This is a genomic window from Draconibacterium sediminis, assembly GCF_000949475.1.
Taxonomy (GTDB): Bacteria; Bacteroidota; Bacteroidia; order Bacteroidales; family Prolixibacteraceae; genus Draconibacterium; species Draconibacterium sediminis.
Window position 1 is genome coordinate 448,206 of the sequence record NZ_JRHC01000004.1, and the last position, 24,900, is coordinate 473,105.

Consider the following 24,900-nt stretch of genomic DNA (forward strand, 5'->3'; position numbering starts at 1 on the left):
CAGGCCTTTTTATTTTTAATAGATTTTTGCTACCGGGTATCGTTTATAGGTTTTTTCAGCCCATTCGGTGTTGTTATAAATATAGTTCAACTGTGCCCGGTGATCCTTTGCAAATTCCGGATCGGCTTTACGTTTTTCTTCCAGCTGCTTTTTAAACTCGGGATGGTCATTTAAATATTTCAGCGCATTTTCTTCAAATCCATACGACGAAAAATATTCACGCTGATCAAGAATGGAATCAAAAAAGTTCCAGCGGAAAAATGAGTCCATCGCTTTGGGTTCCAGCATTTCCAAAATGTATTTCATTTTGCGTTGACGAACCGGAATTAACAGGTCGCCGGCGTAATACATTATTTGTTGAACCTCACTTCTGGTAGTCACTTCGTTATGAATATAATGACCGTTAAACGGTTGCTTAGGACTTGAATATTCGTCGATATAATCAACCGTTACTTCCATAAGCGTATCATTTTTTAGCGGTACCATTTCAATGCCGTTCAGTTTTAATCTTTCAATTACTTCGGTCCAGCCTTGCGGAAGAATGTAGTATTCCGGAATGGTAATTTCTTCCACTGTGTTGTAGGTATCGTAATAGCGAATTTCTTTCGACAATGGTTTCGAGCGGTCGTAGCCAAAACGTGGCAGGCCGGTAACTTTGTCAATAATTTCTTCGCTGGTTTCGTAACCATCAAAAGTTAATGTGCTGTATTGCGTGGTGTCTACCTGGTAAGAAATGGGGTAGGTAGGCATCTTTAACAGTTCTTCGGTTCCCTGTTTGCGGCTGGCAATAATTTCTTCCGAATTCTCTGACGTGAACTCACTTAATGCAACAATAAACTGGTAACACGATTTTACGCGGTCGGCAAAGTCTTTGTACACATGGTTTTCGGTCATCATTCCGTAGCAGTTAAACAGGCTGGCATAACCCGACGAATACCTCGGCGAATCCTGCCATAGCAGAATTCCTGACAGCGGCTGGTAATTAAGCCAGTTCACATATGGAATCAGCTTATACTCGCCCTCTTCCATTTTTTCATAAATATCGGGGATCATCTGGCTACGCAGAAATTTTTCCTGCGCCGGTGGAAAATAATCGGGGAATGGCGTAATTAAAGTAATGCTGTATTGATGGTCGGAGCCGTTTGTTGTGTGAGTATCCAGAAAAACATCGGGATCCCATTCATTAAAAATTTTGTTTATCGACCGGGCATTCTCCGAATCGCACTTGGCAAAATCGCGGTTCAGATCAAGGTTTTTTGCATTTCCGCGAAAGCCGGTTTCGTAAGGTGTGGCCTGGTTGGCGCGGTTGTATTTGCCACGGTTCAGGTGTCCGCCAATGTTGTACACCGGAATGATGACAATTACTGTGTTATCGAGCCACTTTTTCATTCCGTTTTTGTTGCGCAGAATATCGTTGGCAAATTGCAGACAGGCGTCAATTCCTTCCGGCTCGCCCGGGTGAATGCCATTGTTAATGAGCAAAACTGTTTTTCCCTGAGCTTTTATTTTTTCAGGATTAAATTCCGGTTCACTGTTGATAATGAAGGTATGCAATGGTTTTCCAATGTCGGTAAAGCCGTTTTCAACTAGTGTTGCATTGTCGTACTTCGAATCGAGCAGTTCGAGCATATTGATTACTTCGTCGTAAGTAGGCGTGTAATTTTGCTCGTACTTCAGGTTTAACAGTGGCTTTTGGGCAAACAAAAACAGGCTGACAGCGCACAGCACTACAACCAAAGCAGTTTTTTTTCTCATGTTCTAAAATTTGAGTAGCCAGGCTACAAACGCAAAATTATTTTCGTTCTAAATCAAGGTAAGAATAGTCAAAATCGTTCTTTTCGTCGTGCAGATCTTCGCGTTTTAGTTCATTCCACTCGGCATAATTAACCTCGGGGAAATAGGTGTCGGCATCAAAAGTTTTATGTACCAGCGTAAGGTAAAGTTTGCCGGCAACCGGGAAGAACTGCTTGTAAATCATGCCACCACCGATGATAAAAGCCTCTTTTTCATCTTTCACTTTTTCAATGGCTTCGTCGATAGAGAAAACCGTTTCACAGCCCGGGAAAACATCGTCTTGTTTATCGGTAATAACAATGTGTCGGCGGTTTGGCAGTGGCCATTTTGGTAACGACAACAAAGTGTTACGCCCCATAATAATGGTGTGGCCGCTGGTAATTTCTTTAAAGCGTTTCAAATCGGTTGGCAAATGAAACAGCAGATCGTTGTTTTTGCCAATGGCAAAGTTCTCGGCAATAGCAACGATTATCGAGATATTTTTTTGAATTTTATTTGTCATTTTAAGATTGTTTTAAACGGCAACAGCTCCTTTAATGTGCGGGTGCGACTGGTAACCAACCAACTCAAAGTCTTCGAATTTAAAATCGAAAATACTTTTTACATCCGGGTTGATCTTCATTTGAGGCAGCGGATAAGGTTCGCGCGATAGCTGCAATTTTACCTGCTCAATATGATTGGAATAAATATGTACGTCGCCAAAAGTATGCACAAAATCGCCTGGTTCAAGATCGCAAACCTGTGCCATCATCATGGTTAGTAATGCGTACGATGCAATATTAAACGGAACGCCCAGAAATACATCGGCACTACGCTGGTACAGTTGGCACGACAATTTTCCGTCGGCAACATAAAACTGGAAAAGTATGTGGCACGGTGGCAGGTTCATCTTGTCCAGTTCGCCAACATTCCAGGCGCTAACCAGGTGGCGTCGCGAGTCGGGATTGTTTTTTATAGCATCAATTACCTGCGAAATCTGATCGATGTGGCCGCCATCGGGTGTTGGCCAGCTGCGCCACTGGTAGCCGTAAATGTGCCCGAGGTTACCGTCGTCGTCGGCCCACTCGTTCCAGATTCGTACTCCGTTATCCTGCAAATATTTTACATTGGTATCGCCTTTCAAAAACCAAAGCAATTCGTAAATAATCGATTTCAGGTGCAGCTTTTTGGTTGTGACCATCGGAAAACCTTCGCTCAGATCAAAACGCATTTGGTGCCCAAAACGGCTGATCGTTCCTGTTCCCGTGCGGTCTTCTTTAACCGCTCCCTTCTCTAAAATAGTTTCCAATAGATCTAAATACTGCCTCATTTTTCAAATATTTCCCACAAAAATAATCGTTCAAAAAGAACTGCTTCCGATTTGTCGGGTTTAAATATTCACAATTACACCGAGATTGTTAACGGACACAATTTTTAGTGATAGTATCACTTTAAGTGATGCTATCACTGTTTGTTTCTTTAAGGATTAAGCCGCGAACCGCATTTTTTACAAAAAACAGCATCGTCGTCGTGCGATGGATGCAGGCATTGCGGGCAAACTTGTGTGTTTTTATCGCTGGTTGGATTGATAATCTCGGCAGTAACAATACCCGTTGGAACGGCAATAATGGCGTAGCCCATAATCATTACAATACCCGCCAGAAATTGGCCCAGTGGCGTTCCCGGGCTAATGTCGCCATAACCAACTGTTGTTAGGGTAACGATTGCCCAATAAATTCCGCGCGGAATGCTTGTAAATCCATGATCCGGCCCTTCAACCAGGTACATAACCGTGCCGATGATGATAACCAGCATACTTACAAAAAAGATGAACACACTTATTTTTTCGCGGCTGTGCCAAATGGCTTTCGCCAGCGAGCGGCCTGCCTCGGTGTACCGTGTAAGTTTTAATATTCGGAAAACGCGGAGTAAGCGGAGAATACGAATTACCACTAAACTGTGCGATCCGGCAACTACCAGCCCAATGTAAGTGGGCAAAACCGATAAAAGGTCGATGACGCCGTAAAAACTAAAAATGTAACGCATCGGCTTTTTAACAATGGCAACGCGCAGAATGTATTCTATGGAGAAAATAATGGTAATACACCATTCCAGAATATGCAGTAATTGTAAATGATTATCGCGGATGGCAGGTACACTTTCCAGCAGTACCAGCGCAACGCTTATAATAATAATAAACAACAGCGCCACATCAAAAAGTTTTCCCCCCGGCGTATCAGCTTCAAAAATAATCTCGTAAATCTTCTGTTTGGTTTTATTCATCGGCAGCAAAATTGTGATTTAAAGATACTATTAATTTCGAAAAGCGAATCTGAACAAAAGGCGTGTTCGCAAAGATTAAGACGTTCGAAAAAAAAATGGACTTGATGAAATTGTAGAAACGTCAGGTGAGGTATAAAAAGATGTCAAGTGATCTTTTAAACGGACACAATTGAAGTCTAAAGAGATGTCAAGTGAAAAAAAATCTGCAGTCAAGTGAATGAGCAGTAGCAATATATTACGCATAAAAAAGCCCTTCCCAAATAAATGGAAAAGGCTTTTTGAAATTATTTCGTATTGGTTTTTAGAGAACGGTTTCAACACTTTCGTAAGGCAAGTCGAAAGCTTCGGCAACGCCTTTGTAAACCACCTTTCCGTCAACAACATTCAGCCCTTTACGTAATGGCTCGTTGTCGATACATGCTTGTTTCCATCCTTTGCCTGCAATTTCAATAGCATAAGGAAGTGTAGCATTGGTAAGCGCAATTGTTGAAGTACGTGGAACAGCACCCGGCATGTTGGCCACACAGTAATGCAATACATGGTCGATTACATAAGTTGGGTCGGCGTGAGTTGTTGCTTTTGTAGTTTCGAAACATCCACCCTGGTCAACGGCAACGTCAACCAAAACAGTACCCGGTTTCATTGTGCTCAGCATATCACGGGTAACCAAATGTGGCGCTTTGGCACCAGGAATAAGAACAGCACCGATAATAACATCGTGCGATTTGACCATCTCGCGAATGTTAAACTCGTTACTCATCATTGTTTTTACGTTAGCAGGCATAATATCGTCGAGGTAACGCAGGCGTTTCAACGATACATCCATAATGGTAACATCGGCACCCAATCCGGCAGCCATTTTAGCTGCTTCGGTACCCACAATACCACCACCAATAATCAAAACTTTAGCAGGAAGAACTCCGGCAACTCCACCAAGAAGTACACCGTAACCACCATAAGTTTTTTCAAGGTATTTAGCGCCTTCCTGAATTGACATACGACCGGCAACCTCGCTCATTGGTACAAGCAACGGAAGCGAACGGTCAGGCAATTCAACAGTTTCGTAAGCCAAACAAATCGATTTGTTTGCGATCATGGCATGTGTTAAAGGCTCGCACGATGCAAAGTGAAAATAAGTGTAAAGAATTTGTCCTTCTTTAATCAGCTTGTATTCCTCCTCAATCGGCTCTTTTACTTTGATGATCATTTCGGCAATGCCGTAAACATCTTCAATAGTTGGAAGCATTTTGGCTCCGGCTCCAATATAGGCTTCATCCTGGAAACCGCTACCCATACCACCGCCGGCCTGAACGTATACTTCATGACCATGTTTAACCAACTCCGCAGCACCGGCAGGTGTAAGTGCAATACGGTTTTCGTTATTTTTAATTTCCTTTGGTACTCCAATTATCATTACAGTAAATATTTGAGTTTTTTCTGAGTTCAAAAATAGACCACTATTTATGACTAAAACATGATAAATGCTCAGGATTTGGAACAATTTATTGTAAAAGTAACATGTATGACATCATATACTTAGAAATTACAAGTTAAGTTTGCAATAAGATATTAATTTGTCTGAAATTTTAGATTATTGTTTTCAGTTTGATAATCTTATCTTTGCTTGCTTTTAAAAAATATTATATAACATGCCGACAGTATCAGACAGAGGAAGGATAATGCCTGATTCACCAATCAGGAAATTAGCTCCGTTAGCTCATGAAGCTAAAGAGAGAGGGGTTAAAGTGTTCCATTTAAACATCGGTCAGCCCGATTTACCAACACCTCCTGAAGCACTCGCGGCCATCCGGTCGATCGACCGGGAAATATTGGAATACACTCCGAGTGAAGGAATTTTATCGTTTCGTCAGAAACTGGCGAAATATTACCACAAATTTGATATTGATGTTACGGCTGATGATATCATTGTTACCTCGGGAGGTAGCGAGGCGGTAACCTTTGCTTTTATGAGTTGTCTCGACCCGGGCGACGAAATTATTGTGCCCGAACCGGCTTATGCCAACTACGAAGCGTTCGCAATTGTTGCCGGAGCGAAGATTAAATCGATTCCGGGCGACATTGAAGAAGGATTTGTATTACCTCCAATAGAGGAATTCGAGAAGCTGATCACCTCAAAAACCAAGGGGATTATGATCTGCAATCCGAATAATCCAACCGGATATTTGTATACGCAACAGGAAATGAATGCCATTCGCGACCTGGTGAAAAAATACGATCTGTATTTGTTTTCCGATGAGGTTTACCGCGAGTTTTGTTACACCGGCGCTCCTTATATCTCCGCTTTCCACCTGGATGGAATTGAGCAAAATGTTGTTTTGGTTGATTCTGTTTCGAAACGCTACAGCGAATGTGGTTTGCGGATTGGTGCCCTGATCACCAAAAACAAAGATGTTAAAAAGAATGTGATGAAGTTTTGCCAGGCACGTTTGAGCCCGCCGCTTATCGGGCAAATTGCTGCCGAAGCTTCATTGGATGCCGATCCGGAATACATGCTGAATAATTACAACGAGTATGTTCAGCGACGAAAGTTTTTGATCGACGGGCTGAACCGCATCGATGGTGTGTATTCGCCAATTCCGATGGGGGCATTTTATACCGTTGCACGTCTTCCGGTTGACAATGCCGATAAATTTTGTGCGTGGTTATTATCCGATTTTCAATTCGAAGGACAGACCGTTTTTCTAGCACCGGCCTCGGGTTTTTACACCGGCTCTGATAAAGGACAGGATGAAGTGAGAATTGCTTATGTGTTGAACAAGAACGATTTGGGCGTTTGTTTGAAGATTTTAACCGAGGCACTAAAAGTTTATCCCGGAAGAAAGGAACGCTAACGTTTAAAAATAGAATTGTTAAAACATAAAAAAAACCGGACTGTTTGCAGTCCGGTTTTTTCTTTATCTGTAGTTTGTTACGCTAAGTTCTTAACACGCTCCATTGCTTCCAGTACATTTTCGCGGTCGGCAAAAGCTGAAAAGCGGAAATAACCTTCACCTGCAGGACCAAAACCGGATCCCGGAGTTCCAACCAGGTTCGCTTCGTTTAAAACTTTATCGAAAAAGTCCCACGATGTCATGTTGTTTTTGGTTTTCACCCACACATAAGGAGCATTAACACCACCGTAAACTTCGTAGCCAATTTCGGCCAGACTTTCACGCATTATTTTGGCGTTTTCCAGGTAGTAAGCAATTACTTCTTCTACCTCTTTTTTGCCTTCTTCGGTGTAAATGGCAGCAGCCGCTTTCTGAACCGGGTAAGAAACACCGTTAAACTTGGTCGATTGACGACGGTTCCACAATTTTTTTACCTGGTGCGCTTGTCCTTCTGAATCGTAAGCTACCAACTCGTTTGGTATAACGGTTATCGCGCAACGTGTTCCGGTAAAACCTGCTGTTTTTGAGAAACTGCGGAATTCGATGGCAACTTTTTTCGCGCCTTCAATTTCATAAATCGAACGTGGAATTCCATCTTCGGTGATAAAAGCTTCGTAAGCCGCATCGTAAAGAATTATCGCATTTTTTTCGATGGCATAATCAACCCACTTTTTCAATTCTTCTTTTGAAGCTACTGTTCCTGTTGGGTTGTTCGGGTAGCAAAGGAAAATCAGATCAGGAGTTTCGGTCGGCAGCTCAGGAATAAAGCCATTTTCTTTTGTACAAGGCATATAAATTATTCCTTCGTAATGACCGTTTGCCTGGCAAGTTCCTGTTTTTCCGCTCATTACCGTTGTATCGGCATAAACCGGGTAAACCGGGTCGCAAATCGCAATTTTATTGTCGTTGCCAAAAATCTCCTGAATATTTCCGGTGTCGCATTTCGAGCCGTCAGAAACAAAAATTTCATCAGCAGAAATATCAATGCCTTTCTCCTGATACGAGTGTTTTGCAATGGCTTCGCGCAGGAACGCATAACCTTGTTCCGGTCCGTAACCTTTAAACGTTTCACCTTTGGCCATCTCGTCAACGCCTTCGTGAAAAGCTTTTACAACACTGGGGACCAATGGTTGGGTAACATCGCCGATACCCATTTTAATTACTTTTTTATCGGGATTGGCTTCGATGAATTCGCTCACTCTGCGCCCAATTTCCGGGAAAAGATACCCCGCCTGAAGTTTCAGGTAATTCTCGTTAATTTTTGCCATATCTGTCTATTTTATACTATGTTCCAAATCGAAGCGTAAAGATAAAAAAACTATCGGCAAGTATTTTTACGGCGAATTCCTTTGTGGTTATTTAGATTAATTTAATGCTTGTTGCCGGCTGAGGATTGGGCAAACTCTGTTAATTTTGGGAAAAATTTATTTGAGATGCAAAACTTCTTTGTAAAGTCACACGGTCTGGGCAACGATTATATCGTTTTGAACCAGGATGAGATAACTTTTGAATTAACCGAAAAAGCAATAATTCGCATTTGCGATGTTCACTTTGGCATTGGCTCCGATGGCATTCTTTTGAAAGTGCCGAGTGAGAAAGCCGATTTTGGTTTGCGTATTCTGAATCCCGATGGTTCGGAGGCGGAGAAAAGCGGGAATGGCCTGCGTATTTTTGCCAAATATTTGTACGATTATGGTTTTGCCTTATCAAAATCATTTAGCATTGAAACGCCAGGCGGATTGGTGCGGGCAGAGGTGATTGAGGAGAAAAATAACAAGGCATTCACCATAAAAGTTGATATGGGAAAGGCGATTTTCGAATCGAAAAAAATACCTGTTAATTGCGAAAAGGAGGAATGCATCGGTGAGACACTGGAATTGGAATACCGTGGATACGAAATTAACTGCGTGTCGGTGGGCAATCCGCATTGCGTAGTTTTAAAGGATGAATTGGATGAAAAGGAAATAAAAACTTTCGGACCGCAAATTGAGACGAATCCGATGTTCCCGAACCGCATAAATGTACAATTTGCAAAAGTTGTTTCGCCAAACGAAGTGGAAGTGATGATTTGGGAACGCGGTGCGGGCTGGACGCTGGCATCAGGAAGTTCATCGTGCGCAGTGGCTTGCACAGTTGTAAAACGTGGATTGACCGAACGAAACCTTACCATAAAAATGCCGGGTGGAAATCTGGCCATCGAAATTGATGAAGACTGGGAAATCCGCATGACCGGCGAAGTACGCGAAATAGGATCAGGAATATTGAGTGACGAATTAATTGAAGATTTGGAGCTATGAGAACACTTTTGATCGTTATGCTGACTGTTTTTGCATTCAGCTCGAATGCGCAGTTTAAGTGGCCAAACGGCACCAAAGCGGCTGTGGTTTTTACTTACGACGATGGTTTGGATTGCCATTTGGATGTTGCCGTTCCGCAATTGGATGAGTTTGGTTTGAAAGGAACATTTTTCTGCACCGGCAATTCACCAAGTTTATATAACCGAACCGAAGAGTGGCGCGCCATTACAACGCGCGGACACGAGCTGGGTAACCACACTTTGTTTCATCCCTGCGATGGTGCCGGGAGGGATTGGGTAAAACCCGAGTACGACCTGAGAACATATACACCCGAACAAATTGTTGCCGAGTTAAAAACAGCCAACACCTTGCTAAAAGCTGTTGACGGAAAGACAGATCGATCATACGGATACACCTGTAGTGACTATGTTGCAGGCGGAGTGGATTTCACCGATTCGATAAAAAATATGTTTGTGGCTGCCCGTTGCGATGGTCCCATCCCAGAAGCCATGAATGGGTACAAAACATGGAAAACACCAAGTTATACATCGGTTGATCCGGATATTAAAGATTTGATCGCACAGGTTGAGGAAGCCAAAGCAAAAGGAACAATTGTGGTATTCATGTTTCACAGTGTGGGCGGTGGTTATTTAAATACCGCAGCCGATGTGCATAAAAAACTGCTGCAGTATGTAAGCGAAAATAGCGATGATCTTTACAGCGACTCGTTTATAAATGTAATGAAGTATGTGAAGGAAAATCAGTGATCAGATTTCCAGATTTGTAATTTCTTCGGTTACCCGGTAGTCATATTCCGGGTATTCGTACATGGCCATCCGTGGTTCGGTGTGGCCAATGGTGTAACCGTAAACACCGTTGTAATCTTCACGGTTTTCACCCATTTCTTCAAGCTGTTCCAGGTATTCGTCGAGTGATTTTGACTCGATAACAATTACCTTTTCCATTTTATGAATTATCGGGCTGTGAACGCGTGTCGGGTCGTGGTCGAATTCCAGAATCCGTCGGCCATAGCGCGTTATGCCAATGGTTCTGAATGTCATACTTTTTCCCACTCCCGGCAAATTCAGAATACTTCGGTCGGTAGATAAAAAAGGAAGTTGAGTTTCCCGGTGCAGCTTTTTTATATTCTCCACAATTTTAGCCGGGTGAACTAAAAGATGTTGCGCAAAGTCCATTTCTTTTTCCGGTATCGTTCCGAATATTTTTTCTTCCATTCGTTCCTGCATCAGGCGTGAGTTCGGGGTAAAATTGCTTTTGTTTTCTTTAAATCCTTTTACGGTAAATGTGTAGTAGGAAAGTACGCCGATTTCATTCAGAACCTGGCGAAGTTTTACACTGTGTCCGCGCCGTGAAGCTGCCGTGGTAAAAACTTCCTGGTTGGTAACCACCCAGCCCGATTCAAGAAGCAACTGAATGGCTCGTTTTGATTCCGCAGTTATTTCCATTGGCGACTGAAAGTGCGCCTGAACAACAAACTGTTTTATGCCCGCTTTCTGTGCTTTCTTTTTAAATGCTGAAAGGACTTTACAAAGATCGGGAGTTATACGTTGTGGCAAATATGCCGGCAAACGCGTTCCGATCCGGATTCGAACAATTTCGGCATATTTTTCTCCTTCGGCACGCGATTTATTGTCTTCAATTTTCGCCAGAGCCATGTTGTAAACGGCATCAAGAATTTGTTTCAGACTGTTATTACTGCTCATTAAAGCATCGCCACCGGTTATCAGAATATCGCGAAGTTGGGCATCGTTTCTAAAATAATCGAGTAATACGGGCAGACGCTCTTTCCATGTTTTTTGTGGCTTCAGTTTATCGAGATTAAAATTGTAACGCCCGCTCTGGAAATCGTACATCCGTTGGCAGCTGGCACATAAACCGCCACAGGCGCGACCAACCGTATCGGGGATAAAAATGGCAACTTTTGGGTAGCGCCGGTGAATATTGTGCGACGGCAGCAACCAGCCCGCAGCATTTGGCTCGCCGGGTTTCACCTTATCTTCTTTTTCCCAGGCAACAATTTTTCCAAACTCCTCAACCAGTTGTTTGCTGTAAATTACATAACTACGCATAGCCATGTCGGCACCCACCACATAATCGGGGATGTACGAGTTTAAAAGCGACAGGTAATAAGGATTTACAAAAAAGGGAATGCCTTTGCTCCTCGCCTTTTTAAGCACTTTCATTGTTTCTTCGGTGAGCGTGTAGTCGAGCATTTCGTTCAGCAGTTCCGGAGAACGGATGGCAAAGCGTAAGTGAAAATTACTATCCAGCCACCACTTGTTCATCAGCTTTTCCTTTTCGGCAAAACTTAATCCTGATCCAAAGGAATATCTCTGGCTGGAAATGTCGCCACTATCGATTTTATCGATCAAAATCCGGATGATCCGCATTTTGTTCTCTTGTCGCAGATCTTCCACCACCGGATCGAGTCCCGAAGGGTATTTTTGCATCCAGTTTTCTACCTGTTTTTTTGTGGGATGCGTTCGGATTTGTGTATCATTTAACTGGCGAAACAACTGAAGCATGTCTTCGAAAAAGGCAGCTTCCGCTCCACTGATTCCTTTGTGTGTTGCCAGCCACAGCATTTTAAAAGGATTGGTTTGAGCCAGTTGCCCGCCAATATTCTGATCGGGAAATTCCCTGCCCGCATTGTCGATATAATCTAGAATACGAATAGCCGCCAAATCCTGCCAGTTCAATTTTTCGGCCAGTTCTTCATCAGCCGATGTGCCCAGGTAATAGCTCTCGGCAGCCGGATTGCGTTTTAAAATGGGCAAAACCCAATTACGCAAAGCTTCATGAATTTCAACTACGTTGTCAGCATTTCTGATGATCTTTTCCAGAACCGGATTTTCAGCCAATAATTTTTGAAGAATTTTTCTTGCGCGTACGGAGATTCCAACCTTGTCCCAAAAAGCAATTGAATCCATGGCGAAAATTTTTTAGCAAAGCTGTCGGATCAATTAAGTTACGAAAAATCAGCCTGAAATCAAAGGAATTGCGATTGTGGATACGAGCGCCTGTGTGAAACTTTTGCATTGAAAATCAAAATATTATGCCGTTGCGAGCGCAATTTGTTGAATTCGATTATCTTTGTGCCGATTTTTAAAAAATAACAGAGAAATCCCGAAAGGGAAGGAACACCTAATAGTTTGAAATAATGGCACATAAAGCAGGATTTGTGAACATTGTTGGCAACCCGAATGTGGGTAAATCAACAATTATGAATGCACTGGTAGGCGAAAAACTGTCTATCATCACCCAAAAGATGCAAACCACACGCCACCGCATAAAAGGCATTGTAAGTGGCGAAGATTTCCAGATTGTTTATTCCGATACTCCCGGTATTCTGAAGCCCAGTTATAAGCTTCAGGAATCGATGATGAGGTTTGTTGATACGGCTTTAATCGATGCCGACGTGATTCTTTTTGTTACCGACGTGAAAGAAAAGGTAGACAAAAATCCGGAGTACATCGAGAAAGTACGTAAGTCGAACATGCCGGTTATCGTGTTGCTAAACAAGATCGATCTGTCGAACCAGGAAGAGGTATTAAAACTTTACGACCACTGGTCGAACACTTTTCCGGGAGCAGATGTTTTTCCGATTTCGGCACTCGAAAGATTTAATATCGAACCTATTTTCGATCGTATATTGGAGCACTTGCCCGAAGGTCCGGCCTTTTTCTCGAAAGATCAATTAACCGACCGTAACGAGCGCTTTTTTATGCAGGAAATTATTCGCGAGAAAATTCTTCTGCATTACCAAAAAGAAATTCCTTATTCGGTTGAAGTTGAGGTTGAAGAGTTTAAAGAAGAGGAGAAGATTATCAATATCCGTACGGTAATTTATGTTTCGCGCGAAAGCCAGAAAGGAATTATTATCGGCCATCAGGGAAAAAGTATAAAACGTGTGGGAACAGAAGCACGAACTGATGCAGAAGAGTTTTTCGATAAGAAAATTTTTCTGGAGTTGTATGTGAAAGTAGCCAAAGACTGGCGCGAGAAAGACGGTCAGTTGAAACAATTTGGATACGATAAATTTTAAAAAGTCAGAAGACGGTAGACCGGAGTAGGAAGTGTTAAAAGAGCTATCCTTTGTCCCGACTTTCAAGTCGGAGGCGATAAAAACCTCCGGTAAACATGGGCTTTAGCCCTTAACAAAAAGGAACAAAAAATGAGCAGCAGAATAGTAGCTATAGTAGGACGCCCGAATGTAGGAAAATCAACGTTGTTTAATCGTTTGATTGAACAGCGTAAAGCCATTGTTGACGAAACAGCCGGCGTTACCCGCGACCGTAATTACGGAAAAGGCGAGTGGATTGGTGTTGAATATTCGGTGATCGACACCGGTGGTTACGTGGTAAATTCGGAAGATATTTTTGAAGCAGAGATCAACAAACAAGTGCATTTGGCCATTGATGAGGCCGATGTGATAATGTTTGTAGTTGATGTGGAACTGGGAATTACCGACCTGGATGATGCCATCGCCAATATTTTACGACGCAGTAAAAAGGAGGTTATCCTGGTAGTAAACAAGGTCGACAACAACAACCGGATTTTAGATGCACAGGAATTCTACGGATTGGGATTAGGCGAAATTCATTGTATTTCGTCGATGACCGGAAGTGGAACCGGCGATATGCTGGATGCCCTGGTTGCCAAATTCCCGAATAGAGAATCGTTGGAAGAAGAACACGAATTGCCACATATTTCTGTGGTTGGGCGCCCTAATGTGGGTAAATCGTCGTTTATAAATGCTTTGATTGGCGAAGACCGTAACATTGTAACCGACGTAGCTGGCACAACCCGCGATTCAATACATACCCGGTACAATAAGTTTGGCCACGATTTTATGATCGTTGACACAGCCGGACTGCGCAAAAAGGGAAAAGTTAGCGAAGACCTGGAGTTTTACTCCGTTTTACGCTCGGTGCGTACCATCGAAAATTCAGATGTTTGTTTGTTGCTTATTGATGCAACACGCGGTGTGGAAGCACAAGACATGAACATCCTGAACCTGATATTAAAAAACAAAAAAGGTGTGGTTATCTTGGTGAATAAATGGGATTTGATTGATAAAGATACCATGACAACCAAAAAGATAACCGAGGAAATTCATAACCGAATGGCTCCTTTCACCGATGTGCCCATTGTTTTTATTTCGGCCCTTACAAAACAACGGGTACATAAAGCCCTGGAATTGGCAATGGAGGTGCACGAAAATCGCAAGCAACGCATTAAAACCTCGGAACTGAACGAAGTGATGCTTGAAGCGATTGAAAACTACGGACCACCATCGATAAAAGGCAAGTACATAAAAATTAAGTATTGTACGCAGTTGCCATCGCCAACGCCTACCTTTGCTTTTTTTGCCAACTTGCCACAGTATATAAAAGAGCCATATAAACGTTATCTGGAAAACCAGTTGCGCGATAACTTCAATTTTACCGGCGTTCCTGTACAAATTTATTTCAGACAGAAATAGAAGGAGCTTGAAGTTCGAAGTCGGAAGGCCGAAGTTAGAAGTTGAAAAATTCCATTTGCATGATTTGCAGATGGAATTTTTTTTTGTGTTTTAGTGCCGAAAAATTTTAGTGCGCAGATGAGAAACTGCTTGCGATAAAGAGCAATTAATTTATTAAATTGGCTAAAATTCTTTGGGATTGGTTAGCTCAGAATTTTTAGATCCCAAAGCATAAACTTAAAATATGGCACGTTTTTTAAAAGATCGCTCGAAGGCAAAAGGCATGGTTCCAGGCTCTTTGGTACTTATCGGCCGGCAGAAAATGGATAAACCGATCGTTCAATTGATACGGTACAATGAGGCTGATTTACTGGAAGAAACTGTAGGTTCATTTGATGAAGTAAGAGAAAAATTACAGGCCGAACAGGTGAACTGGATCAATATTTATGGTTTGCACGATCTGGAAACGATCAAACAGCTTGGTGTGGAATTTAAACTTCCATCGCTTTTACTCGAAGATATGTTGAATACCGACCAGTCGCCGAAGTATGAAAATGGTGAAAGTTACGATGCTTTCATCATGAAAATTCTTCATACGGAGGAAGGTTCAAAACGAATACATGCCGAGCAGATTACACTTGTTCTTGGCGAGAATTATGTGTTAACCCTGCAGGAAAGAAAGGCTGATGTTTTTGAAGTGGTTCGCGAACGTATTCGTAAAAGTAAGGGAAGAATCAGGGCAAGGGGAAACGATTACCTGGCCTATGCGTTAACGGACGCGTTGGTGGATAATTATTCGATTCTGATTGAAAATATTGGTCGACAGGTGGAAGATATTGAAGAACGGCTTTTTAAGCAAATGGACTCCAAATTAGTGGAGGAGATTTACCAGTTTAAAACCGAACTAAATTACATTCGGAAAGCAGTTCGTCCCATGCGCGAGTTTATGACTTCGTTGTTAAGAACTGAAGATACTTTTTTTCAGAAAAAGAATATTGCTTATCTGAAAGACCTGAGTGATTTGCTTGTTCAATGTACAGAAGCTGTAGAAATGTACAATAACATGACCTCTGATCAGCTGAATATCTACAATTCGAACATGAGCAACCGGATGAACGAGGTGATGAAAACCCTTACCATCTTTGCTTCGATATTTATTCCGCTAACCTTTATTGCCGGCATTTACGGAATGAACTTCGAATATATCCCCGAGCTCAAATTTAAGTATGGTTATCTGGTTTTCTGGATAATTATTTTAATTCTGGGAGGTGGATTACTGATTTATTTCAAACGAAAAAAGTGGTTGTAAATAAGTTTCACGCCATTTGCACGTATAGCCAAAATTAAATTTTTAATCAGTGTTATTCTTCGAAATCTGCAAGAAATTGTATTTTAAGAGGAAGACAGATAAAGTTTAACCAATAGAAAACAAATATGCAGGACATTGACAATATAGAACTGGAGTATTTAAAATTCGATGATTACCAGGAACTCAAAGAGGCAATGATTGAGGTGTACACCAGCATGCCCGATGCCTACTGGAAAGAACACCATATAAAATCGCTTATCGATCGTTTCCCCGAGGGGCAGGTAGTACTGAAAGTGAACGGTCAGATTGCCGGTTGCGCGCTTGCCATTGTGGTTGACTACGACAAGTTTGAAGATAACCACACCTACAAAGAAATTACCGGGAATTATAAGTTTGATACGCACTCGCCGGATGGCGATATGTTATACGGGATTGATATTTTTATTAAACCTGAATTTCGCGGATTGCGCCTGGGGCGCCGCTTGTACGATTACCGTAAAGAGTTGTGCGAACGGCTTAATTTAAAAGGAATTGCATTTGGCGGACGGATTCCGAATTATCACCTGTACCAGGATGAGCTGTCGCCAAAAGAGTACATCCAAAAAGTGCGTACAAAAGAGATTCACGATCCGGTGCTGAACTTTCAGATATCGAACGATTTTCACCCGGCAAAAATTATAAAAGGTTATTTGGAAGGCGACACCGACTCGAATGAATATGCCGTGTTGCTGGAGTGGGATAATATTTATTACGAGAAACCACGTAAAAAGCCGGAGATTACAAAAACAGTGGTTCGTTTAGGTTTGGTGCAATGGCAAATGCGGCCTTATAAAACGCTGGAAGACCTGATGCTTCAGGCAGAGTTTTTTATCGATGCCGTTTCGGGTTACCGTTGCGATTTTGCCCTGTTCCCCGAGTTTTTTAATGCACCGTTAATGGCCGAAAATAACCATTTAACCGAGCCGGAAGCCATTCGCGACCTGGCTAAACACACCGATGCTATTACCGCAAAGTTTTCGGAGCTGGCCATTAGTTACAACATCAATATAATTACCGGCAGTATGCCCGAGCTGGTGGACGACAAGTTGTATAATGCGGGTTACCTGTGTCGCCGCGACGGAAGTACCGAGCGCTACGAAAAACTACACGTAACACCCGATGAGGTAAAAATTTGGGGCATGCAGGGAGGGCATGCCTTAAAAGCGCTGGATACCGATTGTGGGAAGATCGGGGTGTTGATTTGCTACGATTCGGAGTTCCCGGAATTGAGCCGTTTACTGGCAGATGAAGGAGTGGATATTTTGTTTGTTCCCTTTTTAACCGACACGCAAAATGGTTTTTCGCGCGTGCGAAACTGCTCGCAGGCACGTGCCATCGAAAACGAATGTTACGTGGCTATTGCCGGAAGTGTTGGCAACTTGCCGAAAGTGCATAATATGGATATTCAGTATGCGCAATCGATGGTATTTACGCCCTGCGATTTTGCCTTCCCCGTAAATGGAATAAAAGCAGAAGCTACGCCAAATACCGAAATGATTTTGATTGCCGATGTGGATATCGGTCTGTTGCGCGAACTAAATCAGTTTGGTAGCGTTAGAAACCTGAAAGACCGTAGGCTGGATTTGTTCCAGCTGAAAAAGAAGGTTTAGTTTTTAGCCAAAAAAAGATTCGATAAGGAAGGTTTTGTCCTGGCTTTATCGAATCTTTTTTTATTGGTGAGACTAGTCTATAGCAACTGTGTTGTCGTAACCTCTTATCATAATTGTGTTTCCTTTATCGCCTGCAAGTAATTCAAGTTCGCCGCTTTTTTCAATGTGGCGGGTTGGCGACAGCGATTGGGGAAAATCAACTTTCCCGTATTTCATCTGTGCATCAATTTTAAATGGTACCGCACCTGCATTTATGATCAGTTTGCCGTATTTTCCGTCAAACGAAATGCCTTCAAAATCGGCATTTAGCTGGTCGATATCAATGTCATCATCATAGCTTATAATCGAGAGTTTCGTCGTCGACTCAATTTCGTATTTGCTGTATTTGCTTTGGGCAATGTCGATTGAGATGGTTTTGTCGAGATAAATATTGTTGTCGTACGATTCCGGAATGGTTAGTGTTTTTACTTTACCCAATTCCAGGTCGGAATATTTCCCTGTAAACTCTGCTGATTTTGCCGATTGTATTTTCAGGTTGCAGTCGTATAAGTCGAGTGAGAGCTTGTCGATCTCAGCTGCTGAAACAAGGTCGGTATATTTGGCCTCCATTTTCAGGTTGTTAAAGCCATCGATAAGCACTTTGTCGTCGTACGAATTAATCTTCAAATTTCCGGCTTTGATTCCTTCAATTTTCGAGTATTTACTCTCGATGGTAATATTGCCAGCCGTTTTAAACTCAATATCCGTATCGTACAGGTTAAAGGTGGCTTCGTCGTTGAATTTCTCCACGTGCAATTTCGAGTATTTTGCTTCCAGCTCAACAGTTGATTGAAAACCTTCAGCACGAAGTTCGCTGTTGTAAAGGTTCAGTTTATTTTCTCCTTCAATTTCACCAATAGAAACCGAACTGTACTTGTTTTCAAGATTCAGACTGGCCGATTTCGGGATGCTCATTTCATGCCTGATCTCAAAATCTTTAATTTTAACCTTATCGCCATTCAAAAGGGTGATGGTACTGCGGCCGTTAATCGAGTTCATGCTTTTGTAAAAACGCGTATCAATGTTCATCCGGTTTCCTTTCAGGTCGAATTCGAATGCTTCAATGGCGGCCATCAGCTTTACAGCATCTTCCCGGCTACGGGCATCCACTTTTATTTCGGTGCTGATACTCACCGTTTTATCGTTGGTCGTATTAATTTTTATGTCGGCTGCGTGGTTCGATAAATTGATGCTTACATCGGCCGGCACTCCAGCCGACTTATTTAACTTTTTTGAGGCCTCGTAGCTTTGAGCCCAAACAAAATGGCTGCTCATTAAAAGGATAGCAACTGTAATTAATTTAAAGTGTAATTGTTTTTTCATGATTTTCTTGTTTTTCTATTTCCAGTAGAATTCGGTTTAATACTTTGATTTTTTTCTCGTAATAATCGAGCAGAACGTGTATCACCGGCTCGTTATCGATGGTATTGTTGAGATCTTTTTGGTAGGTGGCATAAATTTGGTCGAGGCTTTTCAACTCGTTGAGTAAGAACTGAATCTCGGAATTATTTTCCGGTAATTCTTGCTCCACCATTTCCCATTTGGCATTTACCACCTTTTGAAGAGAGGCTTCCTTGTTGCCTAATTCTTCTGAAATATCCGACAGCTGAACAATTACCATCTGTTTATCAGAAGTTTCGTTCACCACAAAATAAGTGGCCGAAACAACAAACAGAAATATAGCCGCAACTTTCCAAAACCATTGGGGCAGGTTTTGCTTTTTGTTTTGGTGAAGCTGGTTGCGTATCCCTTCCCAAACAATGTCGGGTTCGGATTCTTCCACATCAAGCTTTAGCCGTTGCTCTTTCAAATATTTTTCCAGTTCTTGTTTCATCTTGAATCATTTTTTCGAGTAATTGTTTCGCCCTGAAAAACTGTGTTTTTGCTGTCGACTCCGAAATACCAAGTTTTTCTCCTATTTCAGCATGTTTGTAGCCTTCCAAAGCACGAAGTACCAGTATTTCGCGGGCACCATCCGGCAGTTGTTTTATATAATGGTGAATCCTTTCCGGGCTAAATTCGCTGTCAATTTCAACTGCTATTTCCAGCTCATTGTTACCCAGACTTTCAACTTCAGCATAAAACGTTTTTTCTTTTCGCGTAACATCAATACTTCGGTTAATTACAATTCGTTTTAGCCAGCCTCCAAATGCCTTTTCGTTCTGTAACTTGTCAATCTCCGTGAAAGCTTTTACAAAGGCATCCTGGAGCACATCTTCCGCCAGACTTTTATCATTTGTCAAACGAATGGCAACATTGAACATTCCCTTGCAATAAAGTTTGTAGAGTCTGTACTGGGCTTTCGCATCGCCCTTTTTACAAAGCCTGATCAAGCTAAGCTCGTTATCGTTGTGGTGTATTTCCAAATTGTTTTTCTTAATGCTGCCAGACCGTTTTCATCAGATTTAAATCCCGATCTCTGCCTTTAAGACGAAGATATTCTGAAAAGGTTGGAATGGTACAAAAATATTTTTCACATTTGTAGGAGAACCAATAAAAATCTTACAAAATGTTTATCGTTCACGTATTTGTTCATGTAAAAGAAGATTGTATCGACGCGTTTAAAGCGGCCACCATCGAGAATGCAAAAAACAGTATTAATGAACCGGGAATTGCCCGTTTTGATTTTGTAGAACAACAAGACGACCCTACGCGTTTTGTATTAGTGGAGGTGTATCGCACGGCCGATGATCCGGCAAAACACAAAGATACAGCGCACTACCAAAAGTGGCGCGACACCGTTGCCGATATGATGGCTGAGCCACGATCGGCACTAAAATTTTATAATGTACATCCCGACGAAGAAGGCTGGGATTAAGACAAAAAATATGGCAGTTAATTTTTCATTTGCAACAGCGGGGCAAATCATTTTTGGAAATCATTCGCTGGAGAAAGTCTCCAACCTTGTTGCCGGTTTTGGGAAGAAAGTTGTTTTGGTAACGGGGAAAAATTCGTCGCGAGCCAAAGAATTAATGGCGAAATTCAGCCCGGGAACCGACACAGTAATTTTTAATGTGCCTGGCGAACCAACCACTGGTTTAATTGAGGGCGGTGTTCAGCTGGCGCGCCAACATGCAAGTGATGTAATTGTGGGTTTTGGCGGAGGAAGTGTTATCGACAGTGCAAAAGCAATTGCTGCAATGGCAACCAACAAAGGCGAATTGTTTGATTACCTTGAAGTAATTGGGCAGGGAAAACCACTGACAGAAAAGCCTTTGCCATGTATTGCCATCCCAACAACGGCCGGGACCGGTGCTGAGGTAACCAAAAACTCGGTAATAAAATCGCCCGAAAATAATGTGAAGGTAAGTTTGCGAAGCAATTACATGTACCCTGATATTGCGGTGGTTGATCCGGTATTAACATGGTCGATGCCACCGGCATTAACCGCCAGCACGGGCGTTGATGCCTTAACGCATTTGCTCGAAACCTTTGTGTCGAACCAGGCCAATCCTTTCATTGATATGCTTTGCCGCGAGGGATTGACACGAATCTCACGATCCTTGCGAAAAGCATATAAAGACGGCAGCGATAAAGAGGCTCGCGAAGATATGGCCATGGCCAGCCTTTTGGGAGGAATGGCACTGGCCAATGTAAAACTGGGTGCGGTGCATGGTTTTGCCGGGCCAATGGGAGGGATGTTTCCTATTCCGCACGGAGCCGTTTGTGCCTGCCTGATGTCGGCAGTAATTGAAGAGAATATTCAGGCGTTGAGAGAAAATAAACTCGATAGTTCGAAATTTGATGAGCTGGCAAAAATCCTTACCGGAAACGAAAAGGCCATGTCGAACGATGCAGCTATTTGGGCAGCGGAATTGGTAGCCGAATTGCAAATTCCGTCGTTATCGGAATTCGGATTGACAAAAGAAGATTTTCCGGTACTGGTTGAAAAAGCAAAAGTTGCAAGCAGTATGAAAGGTAATCCCGTAGAACTGACAGATGAGCAGTTGTTTCGCATTTTAGAGCGGTCGTTGTAAATGACAATCCGCTAGCGGAACAATTTTTGTAGAATAAAAGTTATCTTTGTACAATAAACAGAACGCAATGATTGGCAATTTTTTTCATACACCGGGAACAAAAAAGTTTAGTATAACCCCACGTTTTTGGGATCCCGACAAGGACGAGAGAGACGAGCGGGAACGCCGGATTAAGGAAGAGTTGGGGATTGTTGATGAAAAAAAGGACAGCAATCGTCCGTATCGTCCGAACATTAAAGGTCAGTTTCGAACGGGAGATGGCTGGGCCCGGTCATCCGAATCGGCCCGGAGAGCACAAAACCGCCGTCTGGTGTGGATTGTTATCGTGCTTGCCCTGGTACTTTATCTTTTCTTCTTTTCCGACTTTTTTGCCTAGAAAACGAACCTCGTAGTACAAATTTCTAAAGATTTAATCTTGAGCGATATTATTCAGTTATTACCCGATGCAGTAGCCAATCAGATTGCTGCCGGAGAAGTTATTCAGCGACCTGCATCGGTTGTAAAAGAGCTTGTGGAAAATGCTCTTGATGCGGGCGCAACTGAAATTACCATTAATATAAAAGACGCAGGAAAGACCCTTGTTCAGATTTCAGACAACGGAAGCGGAATGTCGCCAACCGATGCAAGGATGGCTTTCGAGCGTCATGCTACTTCAAAAATTCGTTCGGCCAACGATTTGTTTGCCATTCGCACTATGGGTTTCCGTGGTGAGGCGCTGGCATCGATTGCCGCTATTGCCGATGTGGAACTGCGTACCAAAAAAGCCGACGATGAGGTAGGTACTTTTATTCATATTATCGGTTCCGAAGTAAAAACACAGGAACCCGCAGGATGCAATAACGGCACCAATTTTATGATTAAAAACCTGTTTTTTAATGTGCCTGCGCGTCGCAAATTTCTGAAAGCAAATTCAACCGAATTAAAACATATTATCTGGGAAATTCAACGGGTAGCACTGCCCAATCCCGACATCAAATTGTCGCTGATCCACAATGGCTCACCGGTTTATGATCTGCCACCGGCCAACTACCGGAAACGTTTGGTGGATGTGTTTGGGAGGTCTCTGAACCAAAGCCTGATAAATGTAGATGAAGATACCAGCATTGTAAAAGTGTTCGGTTACATAGGGCAGCCAAAATATGCCCGTAAAACACTGGGCGAGCAATTCTTTTTTGTGAACGGACGTTTTATGCGTCATCCGTATTTTCATAAGGCCATAACGCAGGCCTATGAAAAGTTGTTGCCGCCCGACACGTATCCGTCATATTTTCTGTTTCTGGAGCTCGATCCGGAAGCGATCGACATCAATGTGCATCCAACAAAAACCGAGATAAAATTTGAAAACGAACGCGATATATGGCCGATCATCCATGCGTCGATACGCGAGTCGTTGGGCAAACACAATGTAGTGCCGTCAATCGATTTCGACCAAAGCGGAAGCATTGATATTCCTGTTCCGAAGAAGGATGGTGAGGGAGTGCGTTTCCCGGAGATTCAGATAAATCCCGATTACAATCCTTTTGACAACGAAAAGCAGTTTGCCGAACGTGGCTACTCGCCGTTCGAAAAGGATTCTGCAGGGCAGGGACGAAGCTCTTCGCCGGGTTCGGGAAGAGAAAAGAAAAAGCTGGATAACTGGGAAGATCTTTACCAGGGGGCACAACTGAAATTAAAACCCGAACCTGAATACCGGGAAAGTGCCATTCAGGCAGATGACCTGTATGCCACCGCTCCGGGGCAATTCAGCGGTAAAAAAGTTTTGCAGCTCAAGCAACGTTATGTGTTAACGCCGGTAAAATCAGGATTAATGGTTATCGACCAGAAACGCGCACACGAACGCATCCTGTACGAAAAATTTATGGAGGTGCTAAAAACGGATTCGGTGGCCAGCCAGCAACTGTTGTTTCCGCAAACCATCGAACTCAATCCGGCCGATTCGGCTTTGCTGAAATCGATTTTGGAAGACCTGTTGTCGTTGGGATTTGATATTCGGGAGTTTGGAAAAGACACATTTATTATAAACGGAACGCCGGGTGTTTTAGATATTTCATCACCGGAGTTGATCCTTGAAAAATTGCTTGAAGAATACAAAACCTCGCCGGTTGATGCGCGTGCAAAAGCGAAAGAACAAATTGCTGCGTCGCTGGCAAAAGCTTCGGCAATGGATTATGGCACCGACCTGAAACAGGAAGAGGTGGACCACCTGATTGATAATTTATTTGCCTGTGCAACACCCAATTTTTCGCCCGACGGGAAAAAAGTGTTGACCATTATTTCGACAGATGATATCGAAAAAAGTTTCTCAAAATGACAGATTGTCGTTAATTTGAGCACTTTAATTTTTGGCGTGGTCATTGTATCTTGCCTGATCATTAAAACAATAAGCAACTGAAGATCGTTGATTTGGGAAAGAAAGTTTGTTTCGGTCTTCCAACTTTATAATTATGAGATACCGTCCGATGTTAAATATGCCGCCGGTGGTAAAGAACCTGATTCTTGCCAACGTTGTGTTTTTCCTGATAACAATAGTGTTAAAACAAACCGGAACCGATTTGTATCCGATTTTGGGTTTGCACTTTCCGCTGTCGGAAAAATTTAAACTTCACCAGTTTTTTACCTATATGTTTATGCACAGCTCGCAAGGTATCGGGCATATTTTTTTCAATATGTTTGCCCTGTATATGTTTGGGCGCGTGCTCGAAGGTGTATGGGGGCCAAAGCGATTTCTTACCTTTTACCTGGTTACCGGAATTGGCGCTGCGGTGTTGCATATGGTGGTAACTTATTTCGAATACCAGTCGCTGATCGGGAAAATGTCTCCCGACCAGATTGCTTACGTAAAAGAAGTAGGCTACCAGATTTGGATCGAAGGAAAAAACTTCAGCGATCCGCTGGCAGGGAAGCTAAATGCTATTTTGAATACACCAACAGTTGGTGCCTCGGGGGCGGTTTTCGGAATATTATTAGGTTTTGGTATGTTGTTCCCGAATACCGAGTTGATGTTGCTGTTTCCGCCAATACCCATTAAAGCCAAGTATTTTGTAATTGGTTACGGTGCATTGGAATTGTTCTTTGGCGTTTCCGGAATTCAGGGAAGTGTAGCTCACTTTGCGCACCTTGGCGGAATGTTATTTGGTTATTTTATGATTAAATACTGGAACAAGAACTCGAATCGTTTTTACTAAAAAACAAGCTGG

General features: G+C 42.6%; 22 protein-coding genes. 12 read left to right on the forward strand and 10 right to left on the reverse strand.

Going from position 1 to position 24,900, the window contains the following annotated elements; all coding sequences use genetic code 11:
- Window positions 1–15: 15 nt before the first annotated feature.
- From LH29_RS16320 to ald, 5 genes are all read right to left on the reverse strand, one after another.
- Window positions 16–1,755 (reverse strand): M14 family zinc carboxypeptidase, encoded by a 1,740-nt coding sequence (locus LH29_RS16320; RefSeq protein ID WP_045031730.1) that lies wholly within the window; start codon window positions 1,753–1,755, stop codon window positions 16–18.
- Window positions 1,756–1,792: 37 nt separating this feature from the next.
- On the reverse strand, window positions 1,793–2,296 hold the full coding sequence (locus tag LH29_RS16325; protein ID WP_045031732.1) for a dihydrofolate reductase: 504 nt from the start codon (window positions 2,294–2,296) through the stop codon (window positions 1,793–1,795).
- A gap of 12 nt (window positions 2,297–2,308) precedes the next feature.
- Window positions 2,309–3,103 carry a thymidylate synthase gene (locus LH29_RS16330; protein ID WP_045031734.1) on the reverse strand — a complete coding sequence of 265 codons (795 nt, stop codon included), beginning with the start codon at window positions 3,101–3,103 and terminating at the stop codon, window positions 2,309–2,311.
- A gap of 149 nt (window positions 3,104–3,252) precedes the next feature.
- Window positions 3,253–4,056 (reverse strand): ion transporter, encoded by an 804-nt coding sequence (locus tag LH29_RS16335; RefSeq protein WP_045031735.1) that lies wholly within the window; start codon window positions 4,054–4,056, stop codon window positions 3,253–3,255.
- Window positions 4,057–4,357: 301 nt separating this feature from the next.
- Complete coding sequence (gene ald, locus LH29_RS16340; RefSeq protein WP_045031737.1) at window positions 4,358–5,470, reverse strand: alanine dehydrogenase; 1,113 nt, start codon at window positions 5,468–5,470, stop codon at window positions 4,358–4,360.
- A 235-nt stretch (window positions 5,471–5,705) separates the two neighbouring features.
- On the opposite strand from ald, the gene LH29_RS16345 reads away from it, so the two are divergent.
- Window positions 5,706–6,908 (forward strand): pyridoxal phosphate-dependent aminotransferase, encoded by a 1,203-nt coding sequence (locus LH29_RS16345; protein WP_045031739.1) that lies wholly within the window; start codon window positions 5,706–5,708, stop codon window positions 6,906–6,908.
- A 77-nt stretch (window positions 6,909–6,985) separates the two neighbouring features.
- Here the strand turns inward: LH29_RS16345 and LH29_RS16350 are convergent, their stop codons facing one another.
- On the reverse strand, window positions 6,986–8,215 hold the full coding sequence (locus LH29_RS16350) for an LL-diaminopimelate aminotransferase (RefSeq protein WP_045031740.1): 1,230 nt from the start codon (window positions 8,213–8,215) through the stop codon (window positions 6,986–6,988).
- 165 nt (window positions 8,216–8,380) lie between these two features.
- Between LH29_RS16350 and dapF the strand changes: the two genes are divergently transcribed.
- Together dapF and LH29_RS16360 are read left to right on the forward strand one after the other, a co-directional pair.
- On the forward strand, window positions 8,381–9,244 hold the full coding sequence (gene dapF, locus LH29_RS16355; protein ID WP_045031996.1) for a diaminopimelate epimerase: 864 nt from the start codon (window positions 8,381–8,383) through the stop codon (window positions 9,242–9,244).
- The gene (locus tag LH29_RS16360; RefSeq protein WP_045031742.1) at window positions 9,241–10,011 is read left to right on the forward strand and encodes a polysaccharide deacetylase family protein; all 771 of its coding nucleotides are present in this window, start codon (window positions 9,241–9,243) and stop codon (window positions 10,009–10,011) included. The genes dapF and LH29_RS16360 overlap by 4 nt, the downstream gene beginning before the upstream one ends.
- Here the strand turns inward: LH29_RS16360 and LH29_RS16365 are convergent, their stop codons facing one another.
- Entirely contained in the window at window positions 10,012–12,195 is a 2,184-nt protein-coding gene (locus tag LH29_RS16365) for a KamA family radical SAM protein (RefSeq protein ID WP_045031744.1), read from the reverse strand.
- Window positions 12,196–12,425: 230 nt separating this feature from the next.
- Between LH29_RS16365 and era the strand changes: the two genes are divergently transcribed.
- The 4 genes from era to LH29_RS16385 all read left to right on the forward strand — a co-directional run bounded on the left by era (window position 12,426) and on the right by LH29_RS16385 (window position 17,687).
- Window positions 12,426–13,310 carry a GTPase Era gene (gene era / locus LH29_RS16370; protein WP_045031746.1) on the forward strand — a complete coding sequence of 295 codons (885 nt, stop codon included), beginning with the start codon at window positions 12,426–12,428 and terminating at the stop codon, window positions 13,308–13,310.
- Between the two features lie 129 nt (window positions 13,311–13,439).
- Window positions 13,440–14,750, forward strand: a complete 1,311-nt coding sequence (der, locus tag LH29_RS16375) for a ribosome biogenesis GTPase Der (RefSeq protein ID WP_045031748.1) — start codon at window positions 13,440–13,442, stop codon at window positions 14,748–14,750.
- 223 nt (window positions 14,751–14,973) lie between these two features.
- Window positions 14,974–16,038, forward strand: a complete 1,065-nt coding sequence (corA, locus tag LH29_RS16380; RefSeq protein ID WP_045031750.1) for a magnesium/cobalt transporter CorA — start codon at window positions 14,974–14,976, stop codon at window positions 16,036–16,038.
- A 125-nt stretch (window positions 16,039–16,163) separates the two neighbouring features.
- The gene (locus LH29_RS16385) at window positions 16,164–17,687 is read left to right on the forward strand and encodes a carbon-nitrogen hydrolase family protein (protein WP_045031751.1); all 1,524 of its coding nucleotides are present in this window, start codon (window positions 16,164–16,166) and stop codon (window positions 17,685–17,687) included.
- 72 nt (window positions 17,688–17,759) lie between these two features.
- Here LH29_RS16385 and LH29_RS16390 read toward each other — a convergent pair whose 3' ends face one another.
- The 3 genes from LH29_RS16390 to LH29_RS16400 are packed head-to-tail and all read right to left on the reverse strand — an operon-like array spanning window position 17,760 to window position 20,092.
- Complete coding sequence (locus LH29_RS16390) at window positions 17,760–19,049, reverse strand: hypothetical protein (RefSeq protein ID WP_045031753.1); 1,290 nt, start codon at window positions 19,047–19,049, stop codon at window positions 17,760–17,762.
- Window positions 19,027–19,560: a hypothetical protein gene (locus tag LH29_RS16395; protein ID WP_045031754.1), complete on the reverse strand. Its 534-nt coding sequence runs from the start codon at window positions 19,558–19,560 to the stop codon at window positions 19,027–19,029. Before LH29_RS16395 ends, LH29_RS16390 begins: the two co-directional genes overlap by 23 nt.
- Entirely contained in the window at window positions 19,511–20,092 is a 582-nt protein-coding gene (locus LH29_RS16400) for an RNA polymerase sigma factor (protein WP_045031756.1), read from the reverse strand. The genes LH29_RS16395 and LH29_RS16400 overlap by 50 nt, the downstream gene beginning before the upstream one ends.
- A gap of 143 nt (window positions 20,093–20,235) precedes the next feature.
- Here LH29_RS16400 and LH29_RS16405 point away from each other — a divergent pair, with 143 nt between their 5' ends.
- The 5 genes from LH29_RS16405 (at window position 20,236) to LH29_RS16425 (ending at window position 24,888) form a co-directional block, all read left to right on the forward strand.
- The gene (locus tag LH29_RS16405; RefSeq protein WP_045031757.1) at window positions 20,236–20,544 is read left to right on the forward strand and encodes a putative quinol monooxygenase; all 309 of its coding nucleotides are present in this window, start codon (window positions 20,236–20,238) and stop codon (window positions 20,542–20,544) included.
- A 10-nt stretch (window positions 20,545–20,554) separates the two neighbouring features.
- Window positions 20,555–21,703, forward strand: a complete 1,149-nt coding sequence (locus LH29_RS16410) for an iron-containing alcohol dehydrogenase (protein WP_045031759.1) — start codon at window positions 20,555–20,557, stop codon at window positions 21,701–21,703.
- A gap of 67 nt (window positions 21,704–21,770) precedes the next feature.
- Window positions 21,771–22,079: a hypothetical protein gene (locus LH29_RS23970; protein WP_052671023.1), complete on the forward strand. Its 309-nt coding sequence runs from the start codon at window positions 21,771–21,773 to the stop codon at window positions 22,077–22,079.
- Between the two features lie 39 nt (window positions 22,080–22,118).
- Window positions 22,119–24,014 (forward strand): DNA mismatch repair endonuclease MutL, encoded by a 1,896-nt coding sequence (gene mutL / locus LH29_RS16420; protein ID WP_045031761.1) that lies wholly within the window; start codon window positions 22,119–22,121, stop codon window positions 24,012–24,014.
- Between the two features lie 133 nt (window positions 24,015–24,147).
- On the forward strand, window positions 24,148–24,888 hold the full coding sequence (locus tag LH29_RS16425) for a rhomboid family intramembrane serine protease (RefSeq protein ID WP_232302856.1): 741 nt from the start codon (window positions 24,148–24,150) through the stop codon (window positions 24,886–24,888).
- Window positions 24,889–24,900 lie beyond the last annotated feature (12 nt).

What these genes read in the sequence shown, in the direction of transcription:
- LH29_RS16320 (WP_045031730.1), bottom strand. Translation starts at nt 1,755, where the DNA reads ATGAGAAAAAAAACTGCTTTGGTTGTAGTGCTGTGCGCTGTCAGCCTG.
- LH29_RS16325 (WP_045031732.1), bottom strand. Translation starts at nt 2,296, where the DNA reads ATGACAAATAAAATTCAAAAAAATATCTCGATAATCGTTGCTATTGCC.
- LH29_RS16330 (WP_045031734.1), bottom strand. Translation starts at nt 3,103, where the DNA reads ATGAGGCAGTATTTAGATCTATTGGAAACTATTTTAGAGAAGGGAGCG.
- LH29_RS16335 (WP_045031735.1), bottom strand. Translation starts at nt 4,056, where the DNA reads ATGAATAAAACCAAACAGAAGATTTACGAGATTATTTTTGAAGCTGAT.
- ald (WP_045031737.1), bottom strand. Translation starts at nt 5,470, where the DNA reads ATGATAATTGGAGTACCAAAGGAAATTAAAAATAACGAAAACCGTATT.
- LH29_RS16345 (WP_045031739.1), top strand. Translation starts at nt 5,706, where the DNA reads ATGCCGACAGTATCAGACAGAGGAAGGATAATGCCTGATTCACCAATC.
- LH29_RS16350 (WP_045031740.1), bottom strand. Translation starts at nt 8,215, where the DNA reads ATGGCAAAAATTAACGAGAATTACCTGAAACTTCAGGCGGGGTATCTT.
- dapF (WP_045031996.1), top strand. Translation starts at nt 8,381, where the DNA reads ATGCAAAACTTCTTTGTAAAGTCACACGGTCTGGGCAACGATTATATC.
- LH29_RS16360 (WP_045031742.1), top strand. Translation starts at nt 9,241, where the DNA reads ATGAGAACACTTTTGATCGTTATGCTGACTGTTTTTGCATTCAGCTCG.
- LH29_RS16365 (WP_045031744.1), bottom strand. Translation starts at nt 12,195, where the DNA reads ATGGATTCAATTGCTTTTTGGGACAAGGTTGGAATCTCCGTACGCGCA.
- era (WP_045031746.1), top strand. Translation starts at nt 12,426, where the DNA reads ATGGCACATAAAGCAGGATTTGTGAACATTGTTGGCAACCCGAATGTG.
- der (WP_045031748.1), top strand. Translation starts at nt 13,440, where the DNA reads ATGAGCAGCAGAATAGTAGCTATAGTAGGACGCCCGAATGTAGGAAAA.
- corA (WP_045031750.1), top strand. Translation starts at nt 14,974, where the DNA reads ATGGCACGTTTTTTAAAAGATCGCTCGAAGGCAAAAGGCATGGTTCCA.
- LH29_RS16385 (WP_045031751.1), top strand. Translation starts at nt 16,164, where the DNA reads ATGCAGGACATTGACAATATAGAACTGGAGTATTTAAAATTCGATGAT.
- LH29_RS16390 (WP_045031753.1), bottom strand. Translation starts at nt 19,049, where the DNA reads ATGAAAAAACAATTACACTTTAAATTAATTACAGTTGCTATCCTTTTA.
- LH29_RS16395 (WP_045031754.1), bottom strand. Translation starts at nt 19,560, where the DNA reads ATGAAACAAGAACTGGAAAAATATTTGAAAGAGCAACGGCTAAAGCTT.
- LH29_RS16405 (WP_045031757.1), top strand. Translation starts at nt 20,236, where the DNA reads ATGTTTATCGTTCACGTATTTGTTCATGTAAAAGAAGATTGTATCGAC.
- LH29_RS16410 (WP_045031759.1), top strand. Translation starts at nt 20,555, where the DNA reads ATGGCAGTTAATTTTTCATTTGCAACAGCGGGGCAAATCATTTTTGGA.
- LH29_RS23970 (WP_052671023.1), top strand. Translation starts at nt 21,771, where the DNA reads ATGATTGGCAATTTTTTTCATACACCGGGAACAAAAAAGTTTAGTATA.
- LH29_RS16425 (WP_232302856.1), top strand. Translation starts at nt 24,148, where the DNA reads ATGAGATACCGTCCGATGTTAAATATGCCGCCGGTGGTAAAGAACCTG.